Consider the following 24,119-nt stretch of genomic DNA (forward strand, 5'->3'; position numbering starts at 1 on the left):
CAAATTTAGGCGGTGGTTTGATGGGTCAGAAATGTCCTGCGACAGCGTCCGTGTGACAACATGTCGCACGCTGTGCACACCTATTGTTGCCCCTCGTCACGGCCCTTTCACAAATCCCTACAACCAAAAACGCCCCGGACTTCCTTCAATGAAGACCGAGGCGTTTTGGGGAACAGACTCAGGCCTGGCGTTGGCGATTGCGATAGATGCCCAGCGGCACCAGGATCACCGTCAACACAAACGCTACCAGCGCCCATTGCGCCAGCGACAGGCCAAGGATCGGCGGGTACGGCGTGCTGCAGAAGCCGTCAACCTGGAAGCCCAGCGGGAACACCTTGGCCAGCGGCAGTTCATCGACAATCGGCTGCAGCACATCGACGCCGCAGCTCACCTCGGGGAAAAACTGGGTATACACGTGGTGACCTGCGGCAGCGACGCCGCCCAAAGCACTGAGTACTACCAGCCCTTCAAACAGAGTGACCGCACCTTTGCGGCGCATGGCAGCGCCGATGAAGGCAAAGATCGCAATCAACAGCAAAGCGTAGCGCTGCAGGATACACAGCGGGCACGGTGCCTCGCCCAACACCACTTGCATATACAGCGCACCGCCGATCAGCGCCAGGCAGATGATGCCCAGCAACACCAGAAAGCGCCGCTCCCTGCCTAAACGCAATTCGTCACTCATGCCCATTTTCCCTTTGTCGTTGTGCCAATGCCGGCAAGTTTACACACAGAGCATGGTTAAAACAGAGAGGGGTTAACTGCGGATTAATCTGGATAAATGTTGTGGCTGAGCGGATGCCATCGCGGGCAAGCCCGGCTCCCACATTGGAATGCGATTCCCTGTGGGAGCCGGGCTTGCCCGCGATGATGCCGCCTCGGTGTGATGCCGAACGTTACTCCAGCGCCGCCGCCGGGCCGAAGAACTCGTAGCGCGCCTGCTGCTCCGGCACACCCAGCGCCTTCAGGTGACGCTTGATCGCCGCCATAAAGCCTTTAGGCCCCAGGAAGTACGCATCCAGGTCACGCTCCTGCGGCAACCACGCCGCCAATTGCTCCTGGCTCAACAGCCCCACCTTGTCCGCCGCCGGGCTCACGCCATCGTCCTCGGCATAGCAATAAAAGCGTTTGAGCTGCGGGTGCCTGGCTGCCAGGGCATCGACCCATTCGCGGAACGCATGCACACCGCCGTTGCGCGCGCAGTGGATAAAGTGCACTGGGCGCTCGGTTGCCAGGGCCGCTTCAAGCATTGGCAATGTCGGAGTAATGCCCACCCCGCCGCTGATCAGCACCAGCGGTTTATCGCTGGCCGCCAGAGTGAACTCACCCGATGGTGGGAACAGGTCGATAGTTGCACCGACATGCATCTGGTCATGCAGGTAGTTGGACACCCGCCCACCGGCCTCGCGTTTGACGCTGATGCGGTACAGGCCCGCATCGCTCAAGGCCGACAGGGAATAGTTGCGGCGCACTTCTTCGCCGTCCAGCAGCAGTTTCATGCCGATGTACTGGCCCGGCGCGGCTTGCAGGATTGGGCCGTTATCCACAGGCGCAAAGTAGAACGAGATGATTTCGTCGCTCTCCTCCACGCGCTTGACCAGCAAGAATGGCCGCGCACCGCGCCAGCCGCCCGGTGCCTGGGCTTTTTCGTCGTAGATGGCCGCTTCGGCGCCAATCAGGATGTCGGCCAATTGGCCGTAGGCCGCGCCCCAGGCATTCATCACTTCAGGCGTGGCGATCTCGCTGCCGAGCACTTCAGAGATGGCGCGCAGCAGGCAGGCGCCCACAATCGGGTAGTGTTCCGGCAGGATCTGCAAGGCCACGTGCTTGTTGATAATCTTGGCGACCAGGTCACCCAGTTGGTCCAACTGGTCGATGTGCCGCGCATACATCAGCACGCCATTGGCCAGGGCACGGGGCTGGTCACCGCTGGCCTGGTGGGCCTGGTTGAACAGCGGACGAACTTCCGGGTATTCGCTGAGCATCATGCGGTAAAAATGCGTGATCAGCGCTTCGCCGCCGCTTTCCAGCAGGGGCACAGTGGATTTGACGATGGCACGGTCTTGGGCACTAAGCATGGCACACTCCTGGGTCTCTTTACTGATGACCTTTACCTACTCAGTATTCGTGCCAACTTATTAATCGTTATATTTCAATTACTTAAATATTTTGTAGTCAGTATGACACCCTACACTTTATAGTCATAAGGACTACAAGGAGTCATTATGACTGCACAATCACTGCTCACCACCCTTTTGCCCCTGGTCGCCGATCTGTCCCGCGAGCTGCCCGAGGGCGAGCGCTATCGACGCCTGCTGCAAGCCATGCGCGCACTGCTGCCGTGCGATGCCGCCGCGTTGTTACGCCTGGACGGTGAGTGGCTGGTGCCGCTGGCAGTGGATGGTTTGAGCGCCGATACCCTCGGTCGGCGCTTCAAGATCAGTGAACACCCACGCTTTGCAGTGTTGCTGAGCAGCCCCGGCCCTACCCGTTTTGACAGCGACAGCGAACTGCCCGACCCCTACGACGGTTTGGTCGATGGCCTGCACGGGCACCTGGAAGTCCACGACTGCATGGGCTGCCCGCTGTTTATTGACGACCAGCCTTGGGGCCTGCTGACCCTCGATGCGTTGGATACCGAGCGGTTCGAACGCGTCGAGCTGGATGCCTTGCAAGCCTTTGCCAGCCTGGCGGCGGCCACGGTCAATGTCGCCGAACGCATCGAACGCCTGGCATTGCGCGCCGAAGACGAGCACCAGCGCGCCGAAATCTACCGTCAGGCCAGCGGCCAGCAGCACAAGGAAATGATCGGCCAGAGCAAGGCGCACAAGCGTCTGGTCGAGGAGATCAAGCTGGTGGGCGGCAGCGACCTGACCGTACTGATCACCGGCGAAACCGGGGTCGGCAAGGAACTGGTCGCCCAAGCCATCCACGCCGCCTCGCCGCGTGCAGACAAGCCGCTGATCAGCCTCAACTGCGCCGCGCTGCCGGAAACCCTGGTGGAAAGCGAACTGTTCGGCCACGTGCGCGGCGCCTTTACCGGCGCGTTGAATGAACGCCGCGGCAAGTTCGAGCTGGCCAATGGCGGCACCTTGTTTCTGGATGAAGTGGGCGAGCTGTCGTTGACCGTGCAGGCCAAATTGCTGCGCGTGCTGCAAAGCGGCCAGTTGCAACGCCTCGGTTCGGACAAGGAACACCAGGTGGATGTGCGCCTGATCGCCGCCACCAACCGCGACCTCGCCGAAGAAGTGCGCAATGGCCGCTACCGCGCCGACTTCTACCACCGCCTGAGCGTGTACCCGCTGCAAGTACCGGCGCTGCGCGAGCGCGGGCGGGATGTGTTGCTGCTGGCGGGCTACTTCCTGGAGCAGAACCGTTCGCGCATGGGCCTGGGCAGCCTGCGCCTGACCAGCGACGCCCAGACCGCGCTGCTGGCCTACAACTGGCCGGGTAATGTGCGGGAGCTGGAACATTTGATCGGGCGCAGCGCGCTCAAAGCCCTGGGCAATTGCCGCGAGCGGCCGAAGATTCTGAGCCTGAGCACCCAGGACCTGGACCTGCCGGACGTCAGCGCGCCAGCCATCGAAGCACCGCTGCAAGCGCCTCCGGCCGTGACCGGCGACCTGCGCCAGGCCACCGAGCATTACCAGCGCCAAGTCATCAGCGCTTGCCTGGAGCGCCACCAGCATAACTGGGCCAGCGCCGCCCGCGAACTCGGCCTGGACCGTGCCAACCTCGGCCGCATGGCCAAGCGCCTGGGCCTCAAATAGCCCAGGCAACTCGGTCAACTGTGGGAGCTGGCTTGCCTGCGATTGCGGTGGGTCAGTTAGTTCAACTTTGACTGATCCACCGCCATCGCAGGCAAGCCAGCTCCCACATTAGATAGCCTTTACCTTTAAGATTGGCTGAACCGGCCGAGGCTTACGAAACACCAACACATTCCCCAACATCACCAGCACCAACCCCATCAGCGCCGGGGCGGTCCATTGGTAGCCCTCGGCAAACGCCGACACGTTCAGCGCCACCACCGGAAACAGCACCGTGCAATACGCCGCCCGCTCCGGCCCCATGCGCCCAACCAGGGTGAGATATGCGGTAAAGCCGATCACCGAACCCGGAATCACCAAGTACCAGAGCGCGCCGATATACCGTGCACTCCAGTCCATGTCGAAGGGAATGCCGCGCACCGCACAGTAAGTCGCCAGCATGGTCGCGCCATAGGCCATGCCCCACGCGTTGGTGGTCAGCGGCTTGAGCCCGGCCTTCTGTTGCAGGCTCGAAAGCATATTGCCCGCCGAGAAACACATGGTCCCCAACAACGCCAAGCCCAGGCCGAGCAAGGTCTGCGGGCTGGCGGTATGCCCTGCCAGCTCCGGCCAGAACAAAAAGCCCAGTCCCAGCAAGCCGAGTGCGCCGCCCATCAACACGTTACGCGCTACGCGCTGGCCAAAAAACACGCGGGCATTGAGGGCGTTCCACAAGGTGGCGGTGGAAAACACCACTGCGACCAGACCGCTCGGGATCCATTGGCTGGCGGTCAGGAAGCACATGAAGTTGACGCAGAACAGGCACAGCCCTTGCGCCAGGCAGATCAAATGCCCGCGCCGGTTCATCACCTGCAACTTGCGGCTGAGCAGCAACAGCGCAAACAGCACCAGCGCCGCCAGGCCAAAGCGGTAGACGATCGATACGGGAATCGCCACGACACCCAATTGCCACTTGAGGGCGATCCAGGTGGTGCCCCAGATCAACACGGTGAGTAAATACAGGAAAAGGTTCATAGCGGGCTCCGTCGGTTGAGCCACAGTGTCCCTTGGCAGCCGGTCGGCGCTCTTGCACATTCTTGCGCTTTTGTCGGGCGCAGGGATCACAGCCATCGCCGGCGGGAGTAGGATGCAAGGCGTCGGAGAGCACAACCATGCCAGATCTGGAATCCCTGCAAGTCTTTCAAGCCCTGAACCGCTCGCCCAACGCACGCCTGGAAGCCTGCGCCGAGCTCGGTGACGGCTTGTCTGCGGCCTTGTGGAGCAACCATCACGATTCGCAGGACTACCAGGCGCCGACCCACCACACCTTGTCCTGCTACATCGGCGGTGGCACCGGCACCTTTCGGCGCGATCAGCCAGGTACCAAAGGTGGCCCGGACAAACTCTGCATCCTGCCCGCCGAACACCAGTCAGCCTGGGTGATCAACGGCGAAATTCGCCTGGCCCATGTGTATTTCAGCCCGGAGCAATTTGCCCTCGGCTGCGTCACGCTGCTTGACCGCGAGCCGCGTGAATTGCAATTACGCGAAAGCACCTTCCTCGAAGACGCCAGCCAGGCCCAACGCTTTCACCAACTGATCGCGCTCAACTGGCACGAGCCCGCCGAGCGCCTGCTGACCAGCAGCCTGGCCCACGAGATGCTCAGCCACACCTTGCTCAGCCAAGTCGGCGCACGCAATGGCCTGCGTTTGAAAGGTGGGTTGGCGGCGCATCAGCGGCGGCTGTTGGTGGAGTTTATCGACCACCATCTGGAAGACCCGATCAGCCTCGGGCAACTGGCGGGTATGTGCGCGCTGTCGGAATACCATTTTGCACGGATGTTCCGCCAAAGCTTCGGCCTGCCGCCCCACCAGTACTTGCTGACGCGTCGCCTGGCGCGTGCGCAAGCCTTGCTGCGCGGCGGTGCCCTGCCCCTTGGCGAGATTGCCTGGCGGTGTGGCTTCTCCAGCGCCAGCCACTTTACCCACCGCTTTCGCCAGGCCATGGGCGCTACGCCCGGGGAATACCGCCAGGCATTCTGCGCCTAGACCATCAAGCCCAATGTCTTGGCTTTGGCCACCGCTTGGGTGCGCCGCTCCACGCCGAGCTTGCTGTGGATGCGCCGCGCGTGGGTCTTGACGGTGTGCAGCGAGATAAACAGCCGGTCGGCGATTTCCAGGTTGGAGTTGCCTTGGGCGATCAGTTGCAGCACTTCCAGTTCGCGCTGGCTCAGCGGGTTTTCCACCACGCCACTGGGCGCCGCCGGGGTTTCCAGGCCCAGCTCACTCAACAGCCCCGGCGCCCGCAAACGCAGCTCGCGAATGGCCTGCTGCACCTGGCAGCGCTGCGCCAGCTCGAGCCCGGCTTGCAGGGCGCGCCGGGCCACGGCCGAGTCGCCCAACTGCCAGGCCACTTCGCCCAGCACCAGGTGCAGCTCGGTTTCCAGGCAGAGCATGCCGCGTTGTTGGGTGGTGTCGAGCAAGGCATACAAGCGCTCCATGGGCTGAACAGCCACACCCAGCTTCACTTCGGCCAGCACCAGCAGGTACTCCAGCCGTGGAATCAGTTCCAAGGTGGCCGGTGGTGCCTGCCGGGCCTGTGGCCCACGGAAATGCCGCAGCACGCGGCGCACCGCCTCCACGGTCAGTTCGGCTCGGCCCTGTTGCAACCAGAAGTGTCCACTGACCAACAGCAGCACCGCGCGGTATACCGAGTCCGGCACATGGCGCTGCTGCATCAAGCGCTCCGCCTCGCGCAACTGGATAAACGCCTGGGCGTAATCGCCCTGGTTGGCCGCCAGCAGCGCCAGGCCGAGAAACCCGTAGAGCACGCGCTTGTCCTGGCTGTGCAGGCACAGGTTCAAACCGCTCTCGAAACATTCACCGGCGAGCGCGTCCTGGCCTTGACGTAACGCCAGATGCCCGCGCCGCAGGGCGATGCGCCCTACCAGTGGCCCCGCCTTGAGGCGCTGGCGCGCCAGCATCGCCTGCACATTTTCCAGCAGGCTTTGCGCCCGATACGGTGCACCGCGCTGCTCCAGCAATTGCGCATGATCCAGTTCCAGCAGCGCCTCCAGCACCAATGAACCATGGGCACGCGCCAGGCACAGCGCTTCGCGGTTCAAGGCTTGGCTGACGTCCAACTCGCCGCGCAACAAGGCTTGCTGGGTCAGCCCCGACAGGCACATCAAGCGGGAGGTCCAGGCGCTGTCGGGCAACGCTTGCAAGGCCTCCAGAAAATGCTCGCGCGAGCGCTCGGCATCGCCATTGAGGTGCAACAACCAGCCCCATTGCGCCTGCCAGCGCGCCAATAAATGCCGCTGTTTCGCCGCCGTCGGCTGCGGTGCAAACCGGGCAAGCTGGTCGATGCACACACCGGCTTGCTCAAAGCGCCCGGCGAACAGTAATGCGGCCGTCACCAGCCCCACCAGTTGCGCCGAGCCCAGCATCAATTCATCGCCATGCTGTTCATGCAAACGCAACAGCAGTTGCGCATTCTGCTGACGGAACAGGTCTTCAAAATTGAAGTGCTGCAACAGGCTCACCGCCACCTCAAACTCTTCGGCCAGCAAGGCCTGCTCAAACGCGGCTTGCCAATCGCACTCAGTGGTAAACCATTGGCAGGCGCGCCGATGCCAGGAACGCTTGGCCGGCCAGGGTTCATCGCGCAGCAAGCGTGCGAGCGGCGGGAACACCTGCAGCCAATCGGCGGTGTCTTCCCAAGGCTGGATAAACGCGCCCAGTGCCTGCAATTCGCGCAGGTAGTGGTCACCGTCGCCAGCGCCGAACAGGTGCTCGCACAGGCTCGGGTTGAAACGCGGCAGGTGCGCCAGTACCCGCCAGGCCTCAGCCAACTCGACCGGCAAGGTGCGCAGCAGTTCGTGTTGCAGGTAGTCGAGCAAGGTCTTGTCCGGGTGACCATCACCGAGCAAGGCAATGCGTACACCGGCGCACCAGCCGCCGCTGAACTGCATCACGCTGTCGAGGCTTTGCTTGGGGCCGAGCAGTTGCTGGACCTGCGCCGGGCTGAAGTTCAGCTCGCTGCACACCAGCAGTTCATCGTCGAGCAACAGGCGCGGCCAGTTGCACGCTGGTCGCCGCCGCGCGCCCAGCCACCAGGTCAGCGCCGGGCTGGCGACACTGAGCAGGCGGTCGAGCAAAGCATCCAATTCGGGCGCGGGCAGGCGGCAGTAATCATCCAGGAACAACCAGGCCGTGGGCTGCCAACGGCTCAGGTCAAGCAACAAGGTAGCTTCATCGACAAACGCCAGCCCCAGGTTGTGCGCCAAGCGTTGGCACAACTCATCGGGGCCCAAGGCCGCGCCATTGAGGGGCAGCCAATACACCTGGCAACCCTTGGGCGCCTGCAAGGCACACTCGGCCAGCAATGCGCTTTTGCCACTGCCGCCCGGCGCGCACAGCAACTTCACCCTCACGGGCGCCGCGAGTAGCGGCTCGGTCAATTGCGGGCGTAACAAGTGATGGGCGGACAGCCGTGGCATGAATCCAGGACGGTCCAGGCAGCGGGTCATGGCAGTCATTGCTGCATCCTGCGTTTTTATTGTTATGCAACCTGACGCCACCCTAGTCCTGTGGTTGGCGGTTGTTGAAGAAGTATTCAGCGGGGTGATCAGTGGCCATGCACAAAACCAAGTGTGGGAGCTGGCTTGCCTGCGATGCAGACACCTCGGTCTCACAGCCATACCGAGGTGATGCTATCGCAGGCAAGCCAGCTCCCACAAAAGCCAGCTCCCACAGGTTGATTGCATTTCAAATGGGGATCAGCGAACGCCCTCGGACCGCAACGCTGCTGGCGTGTAGTCCGCCGCCTTGGCCGCAAAGCCGAACACGAAACTGCGCTTCTCCTCGTTCTTCATGCCGAGGGCGATGTAGCGCCCGGCGATGATGTCGTACAGGGTTTCCACGGTGTAGGCCGGCACCTGGTGGTCGTAGTAGAACTGCGCATGGCCTTCAGCAACGCGCCACAGCTGGCCACGCCCGTCGTAGTGATCCACCAGCGCGACCTGCCAGCTGTCCTCGTCGATGTACATATGGCGCTTGGCGTAGATGTGCCGCTCGCTTGGCTTGACCGTGCCGACCACTTCCCACACGCGGTGCAGCTCGTAGCGGGTGAGGTCCTGGTTGATGTGCCCGGCCTTGATGATGTCGTCGTACTTGAGGGTCGGCGAATCGAGCTTGTAGCTGTTGTAGGGGATGTACATCTCTTTTTTGCCGACCAGTTTCCAGTCGTAGCGGTCGGGCGCGCCGGAGAACATGTCGAAGTTGTCGGTGGTGCGCAGGCCGTCGGAGGCGGTGCCCGGGCCGTCATACGAGACTTGCGGTGCACGGCGTACGCGGCGTTGGCCGGCGTTGTAGATCCACGCCAGGCGCGGTTCCTTCACCTGGTCGAGGGTTTCATGCACCAGCAGCACGTTGCCCGCCAGGCGTGCGGGCGCCGTCACCGACTGCTTGAAGAAGCTCAGCACGTTGGCCGCCTTGGCTGCGTCGATGTCCGGGATGGCTTGCGGCACTGCCACTTCTTCTTCAAAGCGGATCGGTGTGTAGCTGCCATTCGTTTGCGGAGTGGCCTGGGTGATGATGCGCTTGAGATTACCGCCGTGGTAACGGGTGATGTGGTTCCACAGCACTTCCACGCCATTTTTCGGGATCGGGAACGCGTAGTAACGGTTGCCGGTGAAATTTTCCAGGCCGTTACCGTCGTTGATCGCGTGCACGTTCAACGCGCTGCGCTTGATCGACTCGTAGATGTCCGGCGGCAGGTTGACCGTGCGGTGGGTCGGGTACACCGGGATCTTGTAGGTCTCGGGGTAACGTTTGAACATCGCCACCTGCCCGTCGGAGAGCTTGTCTTTGTACTTGTCGACCGTGGCGGCAGTGATCACGAACAGCGGTTTTTCATTGGCGAACGGGTCGGCCAAAAAGCCTTTGCTGTCCACCGCGCCAGCGTTTTTCGGGATGCCGCCGGTCCAGGCGGGGATCGAGCCGTCGGCGTTGCCGGCTTTTTCGGCACCCACCGGCGTCAGGGTAGTGCCGAGCTTGGCCGCCTCTTCGGGCGAGACGGCGGCCATGACGTGGGCGGCCAGTACACTCAGGGCCATCACTGCAAATAGCTTACGCATAGGTTGTTGTCCTTCCTTAAACCAAGTCAGAAGTTCACGCCGAAGCTGAGGGCGATAAAGTCACGGTCGGTGAGGGTGTTGTAGTCACCGCCAAAAAAGTCGGTGTAGCTCAGGCTCGCGGTGTAGGTGTTGCGGTAGTCCGCATCCACGCCGACGCTGATCGCCTTGGCGCCTTCGTTGAAAATGCCGTTGGGGCCGTAGCCGCTGACGTCATGGGACCAGGACAGGTTGGGCTTGAGGTTCACCCCGGCAAACACGTTGTTGTAGTCGAGGATCGCGCGGGCGCGGTAGCCCCAGGAGTTGGCGGTGACAAAGCCGTCGGTATCGCCGCCAAACCCATAGGCGCCGTACACCGAATCGCGGCCGTAGCGCAGTTTGGTCTTGGCTTCCAGCCCGCCGACGTGCACATACGCCGCCTCGCCCACCAGCGTCAGGCGTTCGGCGCCCAGCACCTGGTCGAAGAATTGGGTCATGGTGCTTTGGATCTGGGTGATTTCCTTGCGGCGGTAGCCGGAGTTATCCGAGCCGAACGAACTGCGGATCGGCGAGGCGGTTTGGCCGGCAATCGGGTTGACCAGCGCCAGGGTCAGGTCAGTGGTGTTGAGTTGCACCGGCGCATTCGGCCGGTAGCTGATTTCGCCGGTCCAGGCTGTGCCGGTGGGTAAGGTGGTGGAAAAACTCGCGCCGTACAGGCGGATGTCTTCCGGGTAATCGAGGTAATACTGGCCACGCCCGAGCATGGTGCTCTGGGCCAGGCCCGCGCCGGTACCTGGGGCAATGGCGTTGGCGGTATTGATAATGCGGCCGATAGTGGCCAGGTTGGTGTTGGCGGTGATCGTGCCCACCGTTGGCGTGCGGCTGTGGTAGTTCATGAAGTAGAGGCCGTACTCGGTGTCATCGCCGAGCCAGCGCAAGGCCGCCCCGAACTGGCCGCCATCGCGCGCTTCGCGGTCGTTGGCGCGCTGCACCACCACGCCTTCACGGGTCACCTGGAAGCCCTGGCCAAACGCTGCGGCCACCGGTTGCAATGGCGCAATCGCCGGGCTGCCGACCGTGTAGTTGCTGTTGCAGCCGTGGGCCACCACGTCGTTACCAAAGAAGGTGCCGCAGTTATCCACCACGGTGTTTTCCCAGTTGAGTTGGTAGAAACCTTCTACCGACAGCTGGTTGGTCAGGCTTTGGGACGCGAACAACATGTTGACCGGGATCAGGCCTTCCTTGATCTCAGCGCCTGGACGGCGGAACGCCGAGACGTCGATGGGGTTGATGCTGTTGATCGAGTTACCGATAAACGTACTTTCGCCCCAGCTCACCACCTGTTTGCCGACCCGCACAGCGCCCGGCAAATCGCCGATGGAATAGTTGTGGTACACGAAAGCGTCCAGCAGTTCGTAGCCGGACGAGCGCGCACCTTCGTCACGGTGGTTGTTGCTGATTTGCTTGAACTCGCGGTTTTCGTCCTGCAGTTCGAAGTCGTACCAGTACTTGCCGCGCACAAAGATGCCGCTGTCGCCGTACTTGAGCTCCAAGTCGTGAATGCCCTTGAAGATCTTGGAGAAGGTCTCACCCTTCTTGAAGTTCAGCCGCCCGTCATCACCGGTGGACGCCTGCCCCGTGCCGCCGTTGGGAATACCCACCAGCTTCTTGTCAGCATCGCGCATGCCCCAGCTGGCGCCGACCGACAGCGAGGAATCGAATTGCCCTTCGATCTCGCCGATGTTGAATGAAACAGCCTGTGCCTGGGCGCAGAAACCCAGCGCAACCGCCGTGGCCAGCGCCTGTGGCGTGAAGATGGCGCGCATTGTTGTTTTTGTCATGCGTCTTCCCCGGTGAGTGACAGAAGGCCCCACCCTACTGCCGCCCGTCGGGAGCGATAAGCGCACCAAAGGGGTATTCGTGGTGTCGCTCGAAAGGATGAACAGGCGCTCTGGCCGGGGTTTGCGCGCCGCCATGGATTGGGTAGATGGCGGATTATCAGGAGGATGGATAGGCGCAAGCGATCGTTACCGAAATTGCAACAGTCCTTGTCCTGAACTGCTATTACTCATTTTGTTACAACCGACTATTCTTAACGCACTTTCAGGGCACATGGCCCGCTTGCGTAATCGCAGGAAAAGTCTGATTCCATAGATTGGTCCAATGTTTCAATCTATTACCGCTGTTCACTGACGTTGATTTGTCGCTCCTTGATCCAACGTCTTACTTCGGCCGCTGCGTTTGCAGCGGCCTTTTTTATGCCCAAAATAAAACGGGGCGCCTGTAGCGCCCCGTAGTATTCAAACGTGTTCAAGCAACGATCAGAGGCTGAACTTCTGCAGGTTGGCCATCATCTCCTTCAACGCCTCGATGTTGTCCTTGGGGTGCGCGGCGCCTTCGAAGTCGCAAATCTGCGCCCAGTGCGCTGCCACATCGTCGGGTGAGAACCCGGCCTCAGGGTCAAACCCCACGCCCAGGCTGCGTTCCCAGCGGGTCTTGCCGACCCAGCCGCCGCCGACTTCGAACAACCCGGAGGTGTCCTGGCATGCCTCGCTGCCCAGGTACACCACCAAGGGGCTGACCAGCTCCGGCTTGAGCCGCTCGAACACCTGCGGCGGGATCAGGCCTTCGGTCATGCGCGTGCCGCCGGTAGGGGCGATGGCATTGACCAGAATGTTGTTCTTGCGCCCTTCCAGCGCCAGGGTGCGTGTCAGGCCATACAGACCCAGCTTGGCCATGCCGTAGTTGGACTGGCCGAAGTTGCCATAGATGCCCGAAGTGGACGCGGTGAAGATCACGCGCCCATAACCCTGCTCGCGCATGTGCGGCCAGGCGGCGCGGGTAACTTTGTAGGCGCCTTCGACATGCACGCGGTAGACCAAATCCCAGTCACTGTCGTCCATCTTGTGGAAGGTCTTGTCGCGCAGGATGCCGGCGTTGTTGACCACCACGTCGACACGGCCAAATACGTCGAGGGCGTGCTGGACGATCTTGTCACCCTCGGTTACGGAGTCATGGTTGGCCTCGGCAATACCGCCTGCCTCTCGAATCTCAGCCACGACACGGTCGGCGGCCGAGGCATTCGCGCCCTCGCCCTGGGCCGAGCCGCCGAGGTCGTTGACCAGCACTTTGGCCCCGTGCCTGGCAAACAGCAGCGCATGGGCACGGCCCAACCCGCCGCCGGCACCGGTGACGATCACGACCTTATCCTGGAACTGCACTGACTCACTCATACCGAACTCCGCTGACGACAATGGGAATAGCTTGAGTGTCAGGCACGCAGCCTTTGGTCACAATAAAGTCAGCCGAGGCTGAATGGTGCTCGATAAGGCAGGGGGATGATCATTTAGCTCAGGAATAGGCGACACGTGGCGCGGGCTGCCCCACTCGCTCGCGAAACGCCAGGTAATGCTTGAGCACCAGCACCGGCGCTTCGATCTGCGGATAGTGGCCGATATTGGCCAGCGACACCGAGTCGGCATTGGGCACCAACTGGTGGTAACGCTCCACCATATGCGCGCCGGAAATGGGATCGACTTCGCCGTCGATCACCCGCAGCGGCACCTCATCGCGTTGCATCGCCGCCACCCAACGTTCACGCATACGCCGGCGCTGGGGAATGTAAGCAATCAGCTTATGCAGGATGCGCGGGCCCTCATTGCAGTCGATCAGGCTCCAGAAGTCATCCAATGCACTTTCACTGGGCCGCGTGGTCGGGCCGAAAATCTGGCTGAAACTGTTCGACAAGGCATTACGCCCAAAGGCGCGGCCGATCATCCAGCCGAGCGGGCTGAGCAAGAGTTTCTGCACCAGCGCCGGGCGATGGGTCTCGGGAAACAGCCCGCCATTGAGGAACACACAGCTGGCCATCTGGAAGCGACCGTCGTAATGGCGCGCCAGTAATTCCTGGGCCACGCTGTCGCCATAGTCATGGGCCAGCACATGCACTGGCCGTTCCACGCGCAAGTGTTCGAGCAGCGCTTGTTGCAGGTCCGCCTGCTCCAGCAGGCAGTAATCGTGGTTCAACGGTTTGGCCGAATCGCCAAACCCGAGCATGTCGCAGGCGATCACCAAGTTGCGCTGGGCCAGGGGCTGCCACAGGTAATGCCAGTCCCAGCTGGCGGTAGGGAAGCCGTGAATCAGCAGCAATGGCTCACCCTGCCCCGCCACCCAGTAACGGATCACGTGGCCACGAAAGAGGAATTCCTGGCCACGTTTGCGCCAGGCTCTAAGCGGTATCTCGGCGAGTGGCATCAGCTTTTATACCCGGGATCTTGCAGGTCCAATTTACGCAACAGCGCCGGCCATGCCAGCGCACCGCCCATACCTTGAGCGCTCTTTGTGACAGCCGCCACCATCGCCTTGGCGCCCGCCAGAATCTGCGGCTCGATGGCAATCAATTCGGCGCCGCCGTTTTGCGCCAGCACCTGGATGTCGCAGGCGCGCTGGAAGGTGAACATCATTAAAAACGTGTCGGCGATGGAGCCCGCGCAGGTCAACAGGCCGTGGTTGTGCAGCATGAGGAAATTGTTCTCGCCCAAGTCCGCCTGCAAGCGGGCTTTTTCTTCAGGGTTGAGCGCCACGCCTTCATAGGCGTGATAGGCCAGGCTGGACAAGACAAAGGTGGATTGCTGGCTGATCGGCAGCACGCCCTGCTTTTGCGCGGAAACGGCAACGCCCGCGGCGGTGTGGGTGTGCAGCACACAGACCACATCGTGGCGCACTTCATGGATGGCACTGTGGATGGTGTAGCCGGCGGGGTTGATCTCGTAAGGGCTGTCCATCAGCTTGTTGCCGGCCTGATCGACCTTGACCAGGCTCGACGCCGTTATCTCATGGAACATCAGGCCATAGGGGTTGATCAGGAAATCATCGGTGCCCGGCACCTTGGCGGAAATATGCGTGAAGATCAGGTCGTCCCAGCCATGCAGCGCCACCAGACGATAGCAGGCCGCCAGGTCGACGCGGGTCTGCCATTCGGCAGCGCTGACCTGGTCTTTGACATTCTGTGGCGATAGAACAGGGGCTAGGCTCACGGCAACAACCTCCTTGGTTCGCTTTATTATTATTTTTTTGGATGAGGGGCCAGTCTAGTCAGACGCCGTGGCGCAAGGAGTTGCCTTGGCAGCCAGCTTGATGACTGAGCGAGTCAGTCATGAGAATAGTACAAACGGTGTCAGAGAAGTGCCGCCAATAAAGGTACGGCGAACAAGTTGAGCAAGCCGGTCAGCACCATCACCAGGCCCGCCACCGAACCCTCTTCGCCGCCGACTTCACGCGCCCGGCTGACACCCGCGCCATGGGCACCCACGCCAAACAATGCGCCACGCGCCAAGGGTGTACGCAGTGGCAACCATTTGAGCAATATGCCACCGAGCATGGCGCCGAACACACCGGTGAACATCACGAACACCGCCGTAAGCTCCGGCACGCCGCCAAGGTCCGAGGACACCGGCATGGCAAAGGGAGTGGTGATCGAGCGCGGTAACAGCGACATCGTGACCGAACTGTTCAACGCCAGCGCCTTGGCCAGCCCGAACGAGGTGCCGATAGACGCTGCGCTGCCCGCCACCATGCCCAGCAACAATGCCGACCAGTGGCGTGCCAACACGCGCCGCTGTTGCCAGATCGGCACGGCAAACGCCACGGTAACCGGCCCCAGCACCAGCATCAGCCAGTGGGTGTCGGTGGCGTATTCGGCATAGGCGGTTTTCATCGGCACCGCCACCGCCAGCAGCAGCGCCGGCACCAGAATCAAGGGTGACAGCAGGTAGCGGCCGGTGCGGCTATAGATCCAGCGGCTGAAAACATAGGCGGCCAAGGTCAGGGCAAGCCAGAACAGCGGCATCAGCTCAAGCTTCACGGCGCAGGCTCCAGCGGCAGACCATCTCCACGGTGAACGCAGTCACAAGCATCACCGCCAGCGTGCTGAAGCCAATCACCAGCAGGATGCGCCAGCCGTCATTGCGCACCAGGCCACCATAATCGAGCAGGCTCATCAGGGCCGGGATAAAGAACAACAGCATCTCCGCCATCAACACCCCGGCGCCCAGTTGCAGGGCCGCAGGCTTGACCAGGCCGCTGGCGAAAGTCGCCAGCAACAGGCCAAGGCCCACCACGCCGCCGGGAATCGGCCACGCGAACCACACCGACAACTGAGTGCCGAGCAGATAAATGGCCAGCAGTACCACCAACTCCGTGAGCAGGCGGCCGAGATGTTTGAAGGTGAATCGTTTCATGAGCTTTGGGTCCTCGCAGGCGCTCATTTTAATGAGACACGCCCCCATACCCACAGCGAATTGTTAGACTGCATACTATTCCAAACTGGAATCACGCTATGGAATTCAAACAGCTGCGCAGCTTCGTCGAAGTGATCCACCGTGGGGGCTTTACCCAAGCCGGTAAGACCCTGCACATCAGCCAATCGGCGGTGAGCAAGCAAGTCGCGCAGCTGGAGCAAAGCCTCGGCACACCGCTGCTGGAGCGCACCGGTTCACACATCCGCCTGACCGCCAGCGGCGAGGTGGTATTGCAGCGCGCCGAGGCCATGTTGCGCCTGCAGACCGAGCTGCTCAGTGAGCTGGATGACATGCAACAACTGACGCGCGGCGAGTTGCGCCTGGGCTTGCCACTGCTCGCGGGCGATACCTTGTTCGCCGGGTTATTCGCCGAGTACCGCCGTCGCTACCCGAAGGTCTCCATCCAGTTGCTTGAAGGCGGCAGCCGCACCATCGAGCAGGCGATTCTCAACGGTGAATTGGACGTGGGCGGCACCTTGATGCCCAGCGACCCGGCTTTCGCCTGGCAACTCTTCTGTGATGAACCCCTGGATGCCTTGCTGCCAATGGACCACCCGCTGGCCGACAACGCCCAAGTGCGCCTGGAAGAATTGGCGGACACGCCGTTCCTGATGTACCAGCGCAGCTTTGTGCTCAATGACCGGCTGATGCAGGCGTGCCAGCAACTGGGCTTCACGCCCAAGGAAATCGGGCGCAGCGGCCAGGCGGATTTTCTGGTCGCCCTGGTCGCGGCCGGCCAAGGCGTGGTGTTGTTGCCCAGCGTGGTCGCCCGTGGGCTGGTGCGACCGGGCGTGGTGCGCCTGACGCTCAAGGCGCCCGATTTCCTGCGCTGGGACATCGCCTTTATCTGGCGTGAGGGCGCCTATCTGTCGAAAGCCGCCCAGGCGTGGCTGGCATTGCTGCGTGAATTCCCGGTCAAGCGCGCAGTGCAGTGACCAACTCAGCCAGCCACGGCTCGGCGTCGGCTTCCGGGGTCACGCTTTCGCTGGCATCCAGGCGCAGCATTGGCAGCACTTCGTGTACGCCCAGCTCACCGAACAGTTCGCGCATTTGCTCGCCGCCACCGCAGAACGTGTCGCCATAGCTGGCGTCGCCCAGGCCGATCACCGCACCGGGCAGGCCGCGCCAGGCGGCTGGCAGCTGGTCGCGAATGGTCGAATACAGCGGTTGCAGGTTGTCGGGCAGCTCACCCATGCCGGTGGTCGATGTGACCGCCAGGAACGCCTCGGGGGCAAAGGCCTGCACCTCGGCCAAGGTGGCACGCGGGTTGTGCCAGGCTTCAAAACCGGCGGCGTTGAGGATACCGGCGGCGTGGCGGGCGACTTCTTCAGCAGTGCCGTAGACCGAGCCGGAAAGGATGGCGACTTTCATCAATCTGATCCTGTAGTTGAGCGAAAGCGTGGGATATTAGCAGCTGATGCAAATATTTCAGCGCACACCGTGCAACATTCAAAAGTTGCCATAGAATTCAGACTCTAAAAACGCGCCATGGACTGCTCAATGATCAACGCCAAACTCATGCAACTGGTAATCAACGCCTCTAACGACGGCATCGTCGTCGCCGAACGTGAAGGCCAGGACAAGCCGCTGATCTACGTGAACCCGGCGTTCGAGCGCATGACCGGTTACGCCTTGGACGACATCCTGTATCAGGACTGCCGCTTCCTGCAGGCGGGTGACCGCGATCAGCCGGCGCTGATGGCCATTCGTGAAGCCCTCGACAGTGGTGGCGCCTGCCGGGAGATCCTGCGCAATTACCGCAAGGACGGCACGCATTTCTGGAACGAGCTGTCGCTTTCCACGGTGTACAACGAGGCCGACAAGCAGACGTATTTTGTAGGTGTGCAAAAAGACGTCACGGCTCAGGTGAAAGCGCAGCAACGTGTCGCGCAGCTGGAAGTCCAGGTGACCAAGCTCGAAAACGAGCTGGCAGCACTCAAGGCGACGAGCGGAATTAACAAAGTGTAAAAAATGCAGTCTTTAGAGCGATAATGGCTTTTTAATGTCTCATCCTTGAGCTACATCAATGCACCGCGACGCTCTTTTGACGCAGGACGAACTGGATTTTATCCAGGATATGCAGCACAACCCGCAGCTCAACGTACGGGATGCCTGGTCGAGCCTGACGGTTAATGGCGGTGCACAGATTCGCGATTTGCTCACGCGGCTGGCGGCTCACGACCACGTCACCATCCAGGCACAGTTCGACAACCAGCAACTGACCTTCCCGCTGCACCTGGTGGAAGACGAGTTTCATGCGGTGCATCTGCGCCTGGGCGTGCCAAGCATTTTTGAAGACGGGCCGATGATCCGCCCATGGCGCCTGGCGCTAGAGGCACCCGTGGCATTGGAAAACGTCAGGGGCAACCCTGCCGCGCTATGGGTGCATGAGGTGTCATTCAAGGGTGTGCTGGTGGAGATTCGCGGCCGGGTCAAACCGCCGAAAACCTTTTCGCTGTGGTTCAGCCCTTCCGGGTACGAGCGTATTGCCTTGCGCGGCACGCTGGAACGGGAAACCGCGCGAGGCCTGTTCGCTTATCGCCTGAGCCAGAGTGACGCAGATGAGATCGAGCGGTTACGCCAGTTCATCCTGCATCAGCACCGGTTGGTCCATCCCCACGTACACGCCTGAAATCAGGTATCCAGGCGGCCTGCCAGAAACTGCTGCAAGCGGCTCTGCATCTGGCGCCCTTCGCTGCCCAGGCAGCCGATGGGCGAGCCGGCCATGTCATCCTCGGCCAGGTCCGCAGCCGCACCGGCCAGAAACAGCGGGCAATCCAGGGTCAGCGCCAGGCGACTCAGGCGCGCGGTCAGATCATGGTTGTGCGAATGGTTGGAGAAAATCACCAGCGCCCTGGGGCGGATCTTTTCACACACCAGGGTCAATTCATCAAAGGGCTGGCCCATGCCCAGCACTTTCACCGGCGTGTCTTCGTGACTGAGCATCAGCGCTGCCACCAGCAGTTCCAATTTACGGCATTCGCCAGGCATCGCCGCCAGTAACACCCGCGGTGCCAGTGAGCTGCTCGCGAGCCTTAAGCGCTCAAAGGTATGCATGCGCAGGAAGGTGTCGTAAAAAAGCCATTCACTGGCTTGGCCGAAACGGCCCTGGTGGCGCAGCAGATCACTCCAGAGCGGCATCAGGATGTCCTGGAATGCCACGCTCAATGGGTAGGTGGCAAAAATCTGCCCGTAGAGGCTCTCCAACTGACGGTCGTCAAAGGCGCTGACGGCGTGCATCAACCGCGCCCGCCACTGTGACCACTCCTGTTCATCGACGCCATTGCCCTCAGCATCGATAGCCAAAGCCTGTAGATCGTCACGTGCGAGGATCTTGCCGACCTTGCTCACGGCCACGCCACGCTCGATCCAATCGAGAATGCGATTGACGGTCACAATATCGGCGCTGGAGTAGAGCCGATGCCCGCTTTCGGTGCGCGTTGGCTGGATCAGCCCATAACGACGCTCCCAGGCACGCAGGGTGACCGGGTTGACACCTGTCATTCTCGAGACATCACGGATCGGGAACAGCTCATCCGGGTCAGAGACGTGAGCCTGGGCTATTTCGCGAGTTTGAGCAGTTATTTCAGGCATCAGAGATCGGAAACATCCATCTAAATGTGGATCCCATTTAACGCTTTTAGACTTGTCCTTTTCAAGGGCTGCCCCGTCAGACCAATGCCACTGGTGTATTTCTTGAAAACAGGAATAATCCTTGCCTGTTTTTTGGTGATGACCTTACCCGGTCGCCACCTAAGTGCCCCGCCTACCCGGCTCAGTGCACCTGATTACTTGGAGATACACAATGTCTACCTCTCCCGTCACCTTGATGGTTGCGCGCCGCGTGGCCAAAGGGCGCTATGAAGAATTGATGGCCTGGCTGCGTGAAGGCGAGCAATTGGCCACTGACTTCCCCGGCTACCTGGGTTCCGGCGTGCTTGCACCGCCGCCCAATGATGATGAATTCCAGATCATCTTCCGCTTCGCCGATGAAAAAACCCTGCATGCCTGGGAGTTTTCCGCCTCACGCGGTGCGTGGTTGAGCCGAGGCAGCGAACTGTTTGCCGACCCGTCCGAGCATCGCGTCAGTGGTATCGATGGCTGGTTTGGCGCCGTAGGCGCAAGACCTCCGCGCTGGAAACAGGCGGTGGCGATCTGGCTGGCATTTTTCCCAGTGTCGCTGCTGTTCAACTTCGGGCTGGGGCCGCTGCTCAGTGAGTTGGACATGTTCCCGCGTGTGCTGGTCAGTACCCTGGCACTGACGCCGCTGATGGTTTACTTCTTTATTCCGCTCTCGACCCATCTGCTGGCGAGTTGGTTGCATCCAACGCCGACGCCCAAGCCGACCCAAGCCGCTGCTTGAGTACAGGCGAGGCCGGTCGCTGGTATAGTTTCAACCTGCCAGCGACTCGAGCCTCCCATGACGGTAACCAACGCCCCGATCCTGATCACCGGTGCCGGCCAGCGTGTCGGCCTGTATTGTGCCGAGCGCCTGCTGGACGAAGGCCACACGGTGATTTTCAGTTACCGCAGTGAGCGCCCAGGCGTTGAGGCCTTGCGCAAGCGTGGCGCGCTCGGCGTGTTTGCCGACTTCTCCACTGAAGCCGGGATTCTGGCGTTTATCGCCGAGCTGAAAACCCATACCGACAGCCTGCGGGCGATCATCCACAACGCGTCGGCGTGGGTTGCGGAAACACCCGACGAAGATAGCCGCGCTTTTACCGACATGTTCAGCGTGCACATGCTTGCGCCGTACCTGATCAACCTGCATTGTTCACCATTGCTGCAACGCTCGACACCGGCCGATATCGTGCATATCAGCGATGACGTGGTGCGCAAGGGCAGCCGCCAGCACATCGCCTACTGCGCCACCAAGGCCGGGCTCGACAGCCTGACGTTGTCGTTCGCCGCGCAGTTTGCGCCGCTGATCAAGGTCAACGGCATTGCGCCGGCGATGGTGATGTTCAACGAAGGCGACGATGCGGCGTACCGCGCCAGGGTGCTGGCCAAGTCGGCGCTGGGCATCGAGCCTGGGCCTGGGGTGATCTACCAGAGTGTGCGTTACCTGCTGGACAATCCGTATGTCACCGGAACCACCCTGACCGTCAACGGCGGGCGGCATATCAAGTAAGCCGTTTGTGAGGATGTTGTATGACCTTGTCCCTGCCCCAACACTACCGCGAGATCCTCAAAGGCCTGGGCGAAGACCCGGAGCGCGAAGGCTTGCTCGACACCCCCAAGCGCGCGGCCAAGGCCATGCAGTACCTGTGTCATGGCTATGAGCAGGACCTGGAAACCATCGTCAACGGCGCATTGTTCGCCTCCGATAACGACGAGATGGTGATCCTCAAGGACATCGAACTGTATTCGCTGTGCGAGCACCACCTGCTGCCCTTTATCGGCAAGGCCCATGTGGCCTATATACCGACCGGCAAGGTGCTGGGCCTGTCGAAGCTGGCGCGCATTGTCGACATGTACGCGCGGCGCCTGCAGATCCAGGAAAACCTTACGCGGCAGATCGCCGACGCGATCCAGCAAGTCACCCAGGCCGCAGGCGTGGCGGTGGTGATCGAAGCCAAGCATATGTGCATGATGATGCGCGGCGTGGAAAAACAGAATTCAACCATGAACACCTCGGTGATGCTCGGCGCGTTCCGCGAGTCGAACACCACGCGCATGGAGTTCCTGCAACTGATTGGACGGAGCAAGTAGCAATGCCACAACTTCAACCAGGCATGGCGCGCATCCGGGTCAAGGACCTGTGCCTGCGCACCTTTATTGGCATCAATGAAGATGAGATCAACAACAAGCAGGACGTGCTGATCAACCTGACCATCCTGTATGCCGCCCAGGAAGCCGTGCGCGACAACGACATCGACCACGCGCTGAATTACCGCACCATCACCAAGGCGATCATCGCCCACGTCGAAGGCAACCGCTTTGCGTTGCTCGAGCGCCTGACGCAAGAGTTGCTGGACCTGGTGATGAGCAATGAATCGGTGCTGTACGCCGAAGTCGAAGTGGACAAGCCCCATGCGCTGCGCTTTGCCGAGTCGGTGTCGATAACCCTCGCAGCCAGCCGCTGATACTTAAGTGAGCCTTATGAACGATCAACAACGCCTCGAACTCGAAGCCGCCGCCTTCCGCCGGTTGGTGGCCCACCTGGACAGCCGCAAGGATGTGCAGAACATCGACCTGATGAACCTCTCGGGCTTTTGCCGCAACTGCTTGTCGAAGTGGTACAAGGCCGAAGCCGACGAGCGCCACATCGAGCTGAGCCTCGATGACGCCCGTGAAGTGGTGTACGGCATGCCGTATGCCGAGTGGAAAGCCCAATACCAGAAAGAAGCCAGCGCCGACCAACAGGCGGCGTTCGCCAAAGGAAAACCCCATGACTGACCTGAACACCCTGCGCGCCAGCCTCAACAGCGGCGAACATGTTTTTGCCGACACCTTGGCCTTTGTGGCTGCCGGTTACGATTACCAGCCGCAGGCTTTCACCAATGGCGGCGTAGAAAATGCCGCTGGCCAGAATGAAGGCTCGTGCAAGACCTTGGGCCTGGCGCTGCTGGAAGGCTTGAGCGATCAGGAAGCATTGCTGGCGTTTGGTGAGCATTACCGTTCGGTGGTGGCAACGCCAGAGGGCAGTGATCACGGCAATATCCGCGCGTTGATTGCCCATGGTTTGGCCGGTGTGAAGTTCACCGCACAACCCCTGACCCGCCGCTGATTCAATCTGATAACCCGGTTTAAGGTGGGAGCTGGCTTGCCTGCGATAGCGGTGTGTCAGCCACCACCGCTATCGCAGGCAAGCCAGCTCCCACATTGAATCGGGTTGGCACATCAGCACTGTGGTGCGGTTTGAATCGTGCGCATAAAAAAACCGGCCTCTCAGCCGGTTTTTTCATTTCAGCGGGTTTAGAACGAAGCGTCCTTCAAACCGTCGAGGTAACGCTCAGCGTCCAACGCTGCCATGCAACCGGCGCCGGCCGAGGTGATGGCCTGACGGTACACGTGGTCAGCCACGTCACCGGCGGCGAAGATGCCTTCGATGTTGGTCGCAGTGGCGTTGCCTTCACGGCCGCCTTGTACCACCAGGTAGCCGTCTTTGGCTTCAAGCACGCCTTCGAACAGCGAGGTGTTCGGGGTGTGGCCGATGGCGATGAACACGCCGTCGACTGTCAGCTCGTCGAAGCTGCCGTCGTTGTTCTTCAGGCGGGCACCGGTCACGCCCATGTTGTCGCCCAGGACTTCATCCAGGGTGGCGTTGAGTTTGAGGATGATCTTGCCTTCAGCCACACGGGCGTGCAGTTTGTCGATCAGGATCTTCTCGGCGCGGAAGGTCTCGCGGCGGTGAACCAGGGTCACGGTGCTGGCGATGTTGGCCAGGTACAACGCTTCTTCCACGGCGGTGTTGCCGCCACCGACCACAGCGACCGGCTTGTTGCGGTAGAAGAAACCGTCGCAGGTCGCGCAGGCCGAAACACCTTTGCCCATGAACGCTTCTTCCGATGGCAGGCCCAGGTAACGGGCGCTGGCGCCGGTAGCGATGATCAGCGCGTCACAGGTATAAACACCGCTGTCGCCGGTCAGGCTGTATGGCTTTTTCGAGAAGTCGACTTGGTTAATGTGGTCGAAAACGATCTCGGTTTCAAAGCGCTCGGCGTGCTCTTTCATACGCTCCATCAGCACCGGGCCAGTCAGGCCGTGCACGTCGCCCGGCCAGTTGTCGACTTCAGTGGTGGTGGTCAATTGACCGCCTGCCTGCATGCCGGTAATCAGCAGCGGCTTGAGGTTGGCCCGGGCAGCGTAGACGGCAGCGCTGTAACCGGCAGGGCCGGAACCGAGAATAATCACTCGCGAATGACGGGTATCAGACATGACTCACTCCTATCGACCGCCCGGACCACAAGGCAGCTGGAATAAAAAAGGACCGCGAAGCACTTGGGGAAGGCTTGA

At 61.2% G+C, this 24,119-nt stretch carries 25 protein-coding genes; 11 read left to right on the top strand and 14 right to left on the bottom strand.

The features are described 5' to 3' along the window. Nucleotides 1-178: 178 nt before the first annotated feature. Nucleotides 179-685 (bottom strand): disulfide bond formation protein B, encoded by a 507-nt coding sequence (locus K0H48_RS20920; RefSeq protein WP_056858320.1) that lies wholly within the window; start codon nucleotides 683-685, stop codon nucleotides 179-181. A gap of 211 nt (nucleotides 686-896) precedes the next feature. Beyond that, nucleotides 897-2,078, bottom strand: a complete 1,182-nt coding sequence (hmpA, locus tag K0H48_RS20925; RefSeq protein WP_219268979.1) for an NO-inducible flavohemoprotein — start codon at nucleotides 2,076-2,078, stop codon at nucleotides 897-899. A gap of 147 nt (nucleotides 2,079-2,225) precedes the next feature. Here hmpA and norR point away from each other — a divergent pair, with 147 nt between their 5' ends. Continuing rightward, nucleotides 2,226-3,770 carry a nitric oxide reductase transcriptional regulator NorR gene (gene norR / locus K0H48_RS20930; RefSeq protein ID WP_219268980.1) on the top strand — a complete coding sequence of 515 codons (1,545 nt, stop codon included), beginning with the start codon at nucleotides 2,226-2,228 and terminating at the stop codon, nucleotides 3,768-3,770. Nucleotides 3,771-3,878: 108 nt separating this feature from the next. On the opposite strand, the gene K0H48_RS20935 is transcribed toward norR, so the two are convergent. After that, nucleotides 3,879-4,781, bottom strand: a complete 903-nt coding sequence (locus K0H48_RS20935; protein WP_219268981.1) for a DMT family transporter — start codon at nucleotides 4,779-4,781, stop codon at nucleotides 3,879-3,881. A 137-nt stretch (nucleotides 4,782-4,918) separates the two neighbouring features. On the opposite strand from K0H48_RS20935, the gene K0H48_RS20940 reads away from it, so the two are divergent. Further along, nucleotides 4,919-5,794: a helix-turn-helix domain-containing protein gene (locus K0H48_RS20940; RefSeq protein WP_219268982.1), complete on the top strand. Its 876-nt coding sequence runs from the start codon at nucleotides 4,919-4,921 to the stop codon at nucleotides 5,792-5,794. On the opposite strand, the gene K0H48_RS20945 is transcribed toward K0H48_RS20940, so the two are convergent. From K0H48_RS20945 to K0H48_RS20980, 8 genes are all read right to left on the bottom strand, one after another. Further along, complete coding sequence (locus K0H48_RS20945) at nucleotides 5,791-8,286, bottom strand: LuxR C-terminal-related transcriptional regulator (protein WP_219268983.1); 2,496 nt, start codon at nucleotides 8,284-8,286, stop codon at nucleotides 5,791-5,793. The two genes, K0H48_RS20940 and K0H48_RS20945, sit on opposite strands and share 4 nt — an antisense overlap. 240 nt (nucleotides 8,287-8,526) lie before the next feature. Next, the gene (locus K0H48_RS20950; RefSeq protein WP_219268984.1) at nucleotides 8,527-9,885 is read right to left on the bottom strand and encodes a DUF1329 domain-containing protein; all 1,359 of its coding nucleotides are present in this window, start codon (nucleotides 9,883-9,885) and stop codon (nucleotides 8,527-8,529) included. A 26-nt stretch (nucleotides 9,886-9,911) separates the two neighbouring features. Next, nucleotides 9,912-11,702 (bottom strand): DUF1302 domain-containing protein, encoded by a 1,791-nt coding sequence (locus tag K0H48_RS20955; protein ID WP_138813892.1) that lies wholly within the window; start codon nucleotides 11,700-11,702, stop codon nucleotides 9,912-9,914. A 480-nt stretch (nucleotides 11,703-12,182) separates the two neighbouring features. Beyond that, entirely contained in the window at nucleotides 12,183-13,094 is a 912-nt protein-coding gene (locus K0H48_RS20960; RefSeq protein ID WP_219268985.1) for an SDR family oxidoreductase, read from the bottom strand. Between the two features lie 118 nt (nucleotides 13,095-13,212). Then, nucleotides 13,213-14,115, bottom strand: a complete 903-nt coding sequence (locus K0H48_RS20965; RefSeq protein WP_219268986.1) for an alpha/beta fold hydrolase — start codon at nucleotides 14,113-14,115, stop codon at nucleotides 13,213-13,215. Next, nucleotides 14,115-14,897, bottom strand: a complete 783-nt coding sequence (locus tag K0H48_RS20970; RefSeq protein WP_219268987.1) for a class II aldolase/adducin family protein — start codon at nucleotides 14,895-14,897, stop codon at nucleotides 14,115-14,117. Before K0H48_RS20970 ends, K0H48_RS20965 begins: the two co-directional genes overlap by 1 nt. Nucleotides 14,898-15,037: 140 nt before the next feature. Further along, nucleotides 15,038-15,724 (bottom strand): LrgB family protein, encoded by a 687-nt coding sequence (locus K0H48_RS20975; RefSeq protein ID WP_219268988.1) that lies wholly within the window; start codon nucleotides 15,722-15,724, stop codon nucleotides 15,038-15,040. Then, complete coding sequence (locus K0H48_RS20980) at nucleotides 15,714-16,100, bottom strand: CidA/LrgA family protein (protein ID WP_138813887.1); 387 nt, start codon at nucleotides 16,098-16,100, stop codon at nucleotides 15,714-15,716. Before K0H48_RS20980 ends, K0H48_RS20975 begins: the two co-directional genes overlap by 11 nt. Nucleotides 16,101-16,198: 98 nt before the next feature. Between K0H48_RS20980 and K0H48_RS20985 the strand changes: the two genes are divergently transcribed. Next, nucleotides 16,199-17,095 carry a LysR family transcriptional regulator gene (locus K0H48_RS20985; protein WP_219268989.1) on the top strand — a complete coding sequence of 299 codons (897 nt, stop codon included), beginning with the start codon at nucleotides 16,199-16,201 and terminating at the stop codon, nucleotides 17,093-17,095. Here the strand turns inward: K0H48_RS20985 and K0H48_RS20990 are convergent. Then, a complete protein-coding gene (locus tag K0H48_RS20990) occupies nucleotides 17,076-17,531 on the bottom strand; it encodes a flavodoxin (protein WP_219268990.1) in 456 nt (151 codons plus the stop codon). The two genes, K0H48_RS20985 and K0H48_RS20990, sit on opposite strands and share 20 nt — an antisense overlap. A 129-nt stretch (nucleotides 17,532-17,660) precedes the next feature. Here K0H48_RS20990 and K0H48_RS20995 point away from each other — a divergent pair, with 129 nt between their 5' ends. Both K0H48_RS20995 and K0H48_RS21000 read left to right on the top strand, forming a co-directional pair. After that, entirely contained in the window at nucleotides 17,661-18,128 is a 468-nt protein-coding gene (locus K0H48_RS20995) for a PAS domain-containing protein (RefSeq protein WP_219268991.1), read from the top strand. 58 nt (nucleotides 18,129-18,186) lie between these two features. Next, nucleotides 18,187-18,792, top strand: a complete 606-nt coding sequence (locus K0H48_RS21000; RefSeq protein ID WP_138813883.1) for a hypothetical protein — start codon at nucleotides 18,187-18,189, stop codon at nucleotides 18,790-18,792. Between the two features lie 2 nt (nucleotides 18,793-18,794). Here the strand turns inward: K0H48_RS21000 and K0H48_RS21005 are convergent, their stop codons facing one another. Beyond that, a complete protein-coding gene (locus K0H48_RS21005) occupies nucleotides 18,795-19,754 on the bottom strand; it encodes a MerR family transcriptional regulator (protein WP_219268992.1) in 960 nt (319 codons plus the stop codon). A 211-nt stretch (nucleotides 19,755-19,965) separates the two neighbouring features. On the opposite strand from K0H48_RS21005, the gene K0H48_RS21010 reads away from it, so the two are divergent. From K0H48_RS21010 to K0H48_RS21035, 6 genes are read left to right on the top strand one after another with little or no spacing between them, the layout of a single operon-like run. Then, entirely contained in the window at nucleotides 19,966-20,523 is a 558-nt protein-coding gene (locus K0H48_RS21010; RefSeq protein WP_219268993.1) for an antibiotic biosynthesis monooxygenase, read from the top strand. Between the two features lie 57 nt (nucleotides 20,524-20,580). Further along, a complete protein-coding gene (gene folM / locus K0H48_RS21015) occupies nucleotides 20,581-21,291 on the top strand; it encodes a dihydromonapterin reductase (RefSeq protein WP_219268994.1) in 711 nt (236 codons plus the stop codon). A 20-nt stretch (nucleotides 21,292-21,311) separates the two neighbouring features. Continuing rightward, the gene (folE, locus tag K0H48_RS21020; protein WP_017135090.1) at nucleotides 21,312-21,872 is read left to right on the top strand and encodes a GTP cyclohydrolase I FolE; all 561 of its coding nucleotides are present in this window, start codon (nucleotides 21,312-21,314) and stop codon (nucleotides 21,870-21,872) included. A gap of 2 nt (nucleotides 21,873-21,874) precedes the next feature. Further along, nucleotides 21,875-22,246 (top strand): dihydroneopterin triphosphate 2'-epimerase, encoded by a 372-nt coding sequence (gene folX, locus K0H48_RS21025; RefSeq protein ID WP_017135091.1) that lies wholly within the window; start codon nucleotides 21,875-21,877, stop codon nucleotides 22,244-22,246. A 16-nt stretch (nucleotides 22,247-22,262) separates the two neighbouring features. Then, nucleotides 22,263-22,559: a DUF1244 domain-containing protein gene (locus K0H48_RS21030; protein WP_016971058.1), complete on the top strand. Its 297-nt coding sequence runs from the start codon at nucleotides 22,263-22,265 to the stop codon at nucleotides 22,557-22,559. Continuing rightward, entirely contained in the window at nucleotides 22,552-22,890 is a 339-nt protein-coding gene (locus K0H48_RS21035) for a HopJ type III effector protein (protein ID WP_017135093.1), read from the top strand. Before K0H48_RS21030 ends, K0H48_RS21035 begins: the two co-directional genes overlap by 8 nt. Nucleotides 22,891-23,078: 188 nt before the next feature. Here K0H48_RS21035 and trxB read toward each other — a convergent pair whose 3' ends face one another. Then, entirely contained in the window at nucleotides 23,079-24,041 is a 963-nt protein-coding gene (trxB, locus tag K0H48_RS21040; RefSeq protein ID WP_158877550.1) for a thioredoxin-disulfide reductase, read from the bottom strand. Nucleotides 24,042-24,119 lie beyond the last annotated feature (78 nt).

It is taken from the genome of Pseudomonas sp. Xaverov 259 (assembly GCF_019352915.1).
In the GTDB taxonomy this organism is placed as follows: Bacteria; Pseudomonadota; Gammaproteobacteria; order Pseudomonadales; family Pseudomonadaceae; genus Aquipseudomonas.

Bases quoted from the DNA above. Each gene is read 5' to 3' on its own strand.
- K0H48_RS20920 (WP_056858320.1), bottom strand. From the start codon at position 685: ATGAGTGACGAATTGCGTTTAGGCAGGGAGCGGCGCTTTCTGGTGTTG.
- hmpA (WP_219268979.1), bottom strand. From the start codon at position 2,078: ATGCTTAGTGCCCAAGACCGTGCCATCGTCAAATCCACTGTGCCCCTG.
- norR (WP_219268980.1), top strand. From the start codon at position 2,226: ATGACTGCACAATCACTGCTCACCACCCTTTTGCCCCTGGTCGCCGAT.
- K0H48_RS20935 (WP_219268981.1), bottom strand. From the start codon at position 4,781: ATGAACCTTTTCCTGTATTTACTCACCGTGTTGATCTGGGGCACCACC.
- K0H48_RS20940 (WP_219268982.1), top strand. From the start codon at position 4,919: ATGCCAGATCTGGAATCCCTGCAAGTCTTTCAAGCCCTGAACCGCTCG.
- K0H48_RS20945 (WP_219268983.1), bottom strand. From the start codon at position 8,286: ATGACTGCCATGACCCGCTGCCTGGACCGTCCTGGATTCATGCCACGG.
- K0H48_RS20950 (WP_219268984.1), bottom strand. From the start codon at position 9,885: ATGCGTAAGCTATTTGCAGTGATGGCCCTGAGTGTACTGGCCGCCCAC.
- K0H48_RS20955 (WP_138813892.1), bottom strand. From the start codon at position 11,702: ATGACAAAAACAACAATGCGCGCCATCTTCACGCCACAGGCGCTGGCC.
- K0H48_RS20960 (WP_219268985.1), bottom strand. From the start codon at position 13,094: ATGAGTGAGTCAGTGCAGTTCCAGGATAAGGTCGTGATCGTCACCGGT.
- K0H48_RS20965 (WP_219268986.1), bottom strand. From the start codon at position 14,115: ATGCCACTCGCCGAGATACCGCTTAGAGCCTGGCGCAAACGTGGCCAG.
- K0H48_RS20980 (WP_138813887.1), bottom strand. From the start codon at position 16,100: ATGAAACGATTCACCTTCAAACATCTCGGCCGCCTGCTCACGGAGTTG.
- K0H48_RS20985 (WP_219268989.1), top strand. From the start codon at position 16,199: ATGGAATTCAAACAGCTGCGCAGCTTCGTCGAAGTGATCCACCGTGGG.
- K0H48_RS20990 (WP_219268990.1), bottom strand. From the start codon at position 17,531: ATGAAAGTCGCCATCCTTTCCGGCTCGGTCTACGGCACTGCTGAAGAA.
- K0H48_RS20995 (WP_219268991.1), top strand. From the start codon at position 17,661: ATGATCAACGCCAAACTCATGCAACTGGTAATCAACGCCTCTAACGAC.
- K0H48_RS21000 (WP_138813883.1), top strand. From the start codon at position 18,187: ATGCACCGCGACGCTCTTTTGACGCAGGACGAACTGGATTTTATCCAG.
- K0H48_RS21005 (WP_219268992.1), bottom strand. From the start codon at position 19,754: ATGCCTGAAATAACTGCTCAAACTCGCGAAATAGCCCAGGCTCACGTC.
- K0H48_RS21010 (WP_219268993.1), top strand. From the start codon at position 19,966: ATGTCTACCTCTCCCGTCACCTTGATGGTTGCGCGCCGCGTGGCCAAA.
- folM (WP_219268994.1), top strand. From the start codon at position 20,581: ATGACGGTAACCAACGCCCCGATCCTGATCACCGGTGCCGGCCAGCGT.
- folE (WP_017135090.1), top strand. From the start codon at position 21,312: ATGACCTTGTCCCTGCCCCAACACTACCGCGAGATCCTCAAAGGCCTG.
- folX (WP_017135091.1), top strand. From the start codon at position 21,875: ATGCCACAACTTCAACCAGGCATGGCGCGCATCCGGGTCAAGGACCTG.
- K0H48_RS21030 (WP_016971058.1), top strand. From the start codon at position 22,263: ATGAACGATCAACAACGCCTCGAACTCGAAGCCGCCGCCTTCCGCCGG.
- K0H48_RS21035 (WP_017135093.1), top strand. From the start codon at position 22,552: ATGACTGACCTGAACACCCTGCGCGCCAGCCTCAACAGCGGCGAACAT.
- trxB (WP_158877550.1), bottom strand. From the start codon at position 24,041: ATGTCTGATACCCGTCATTCGCGAGTGATTATTCTCGGTTCCGGCCCT.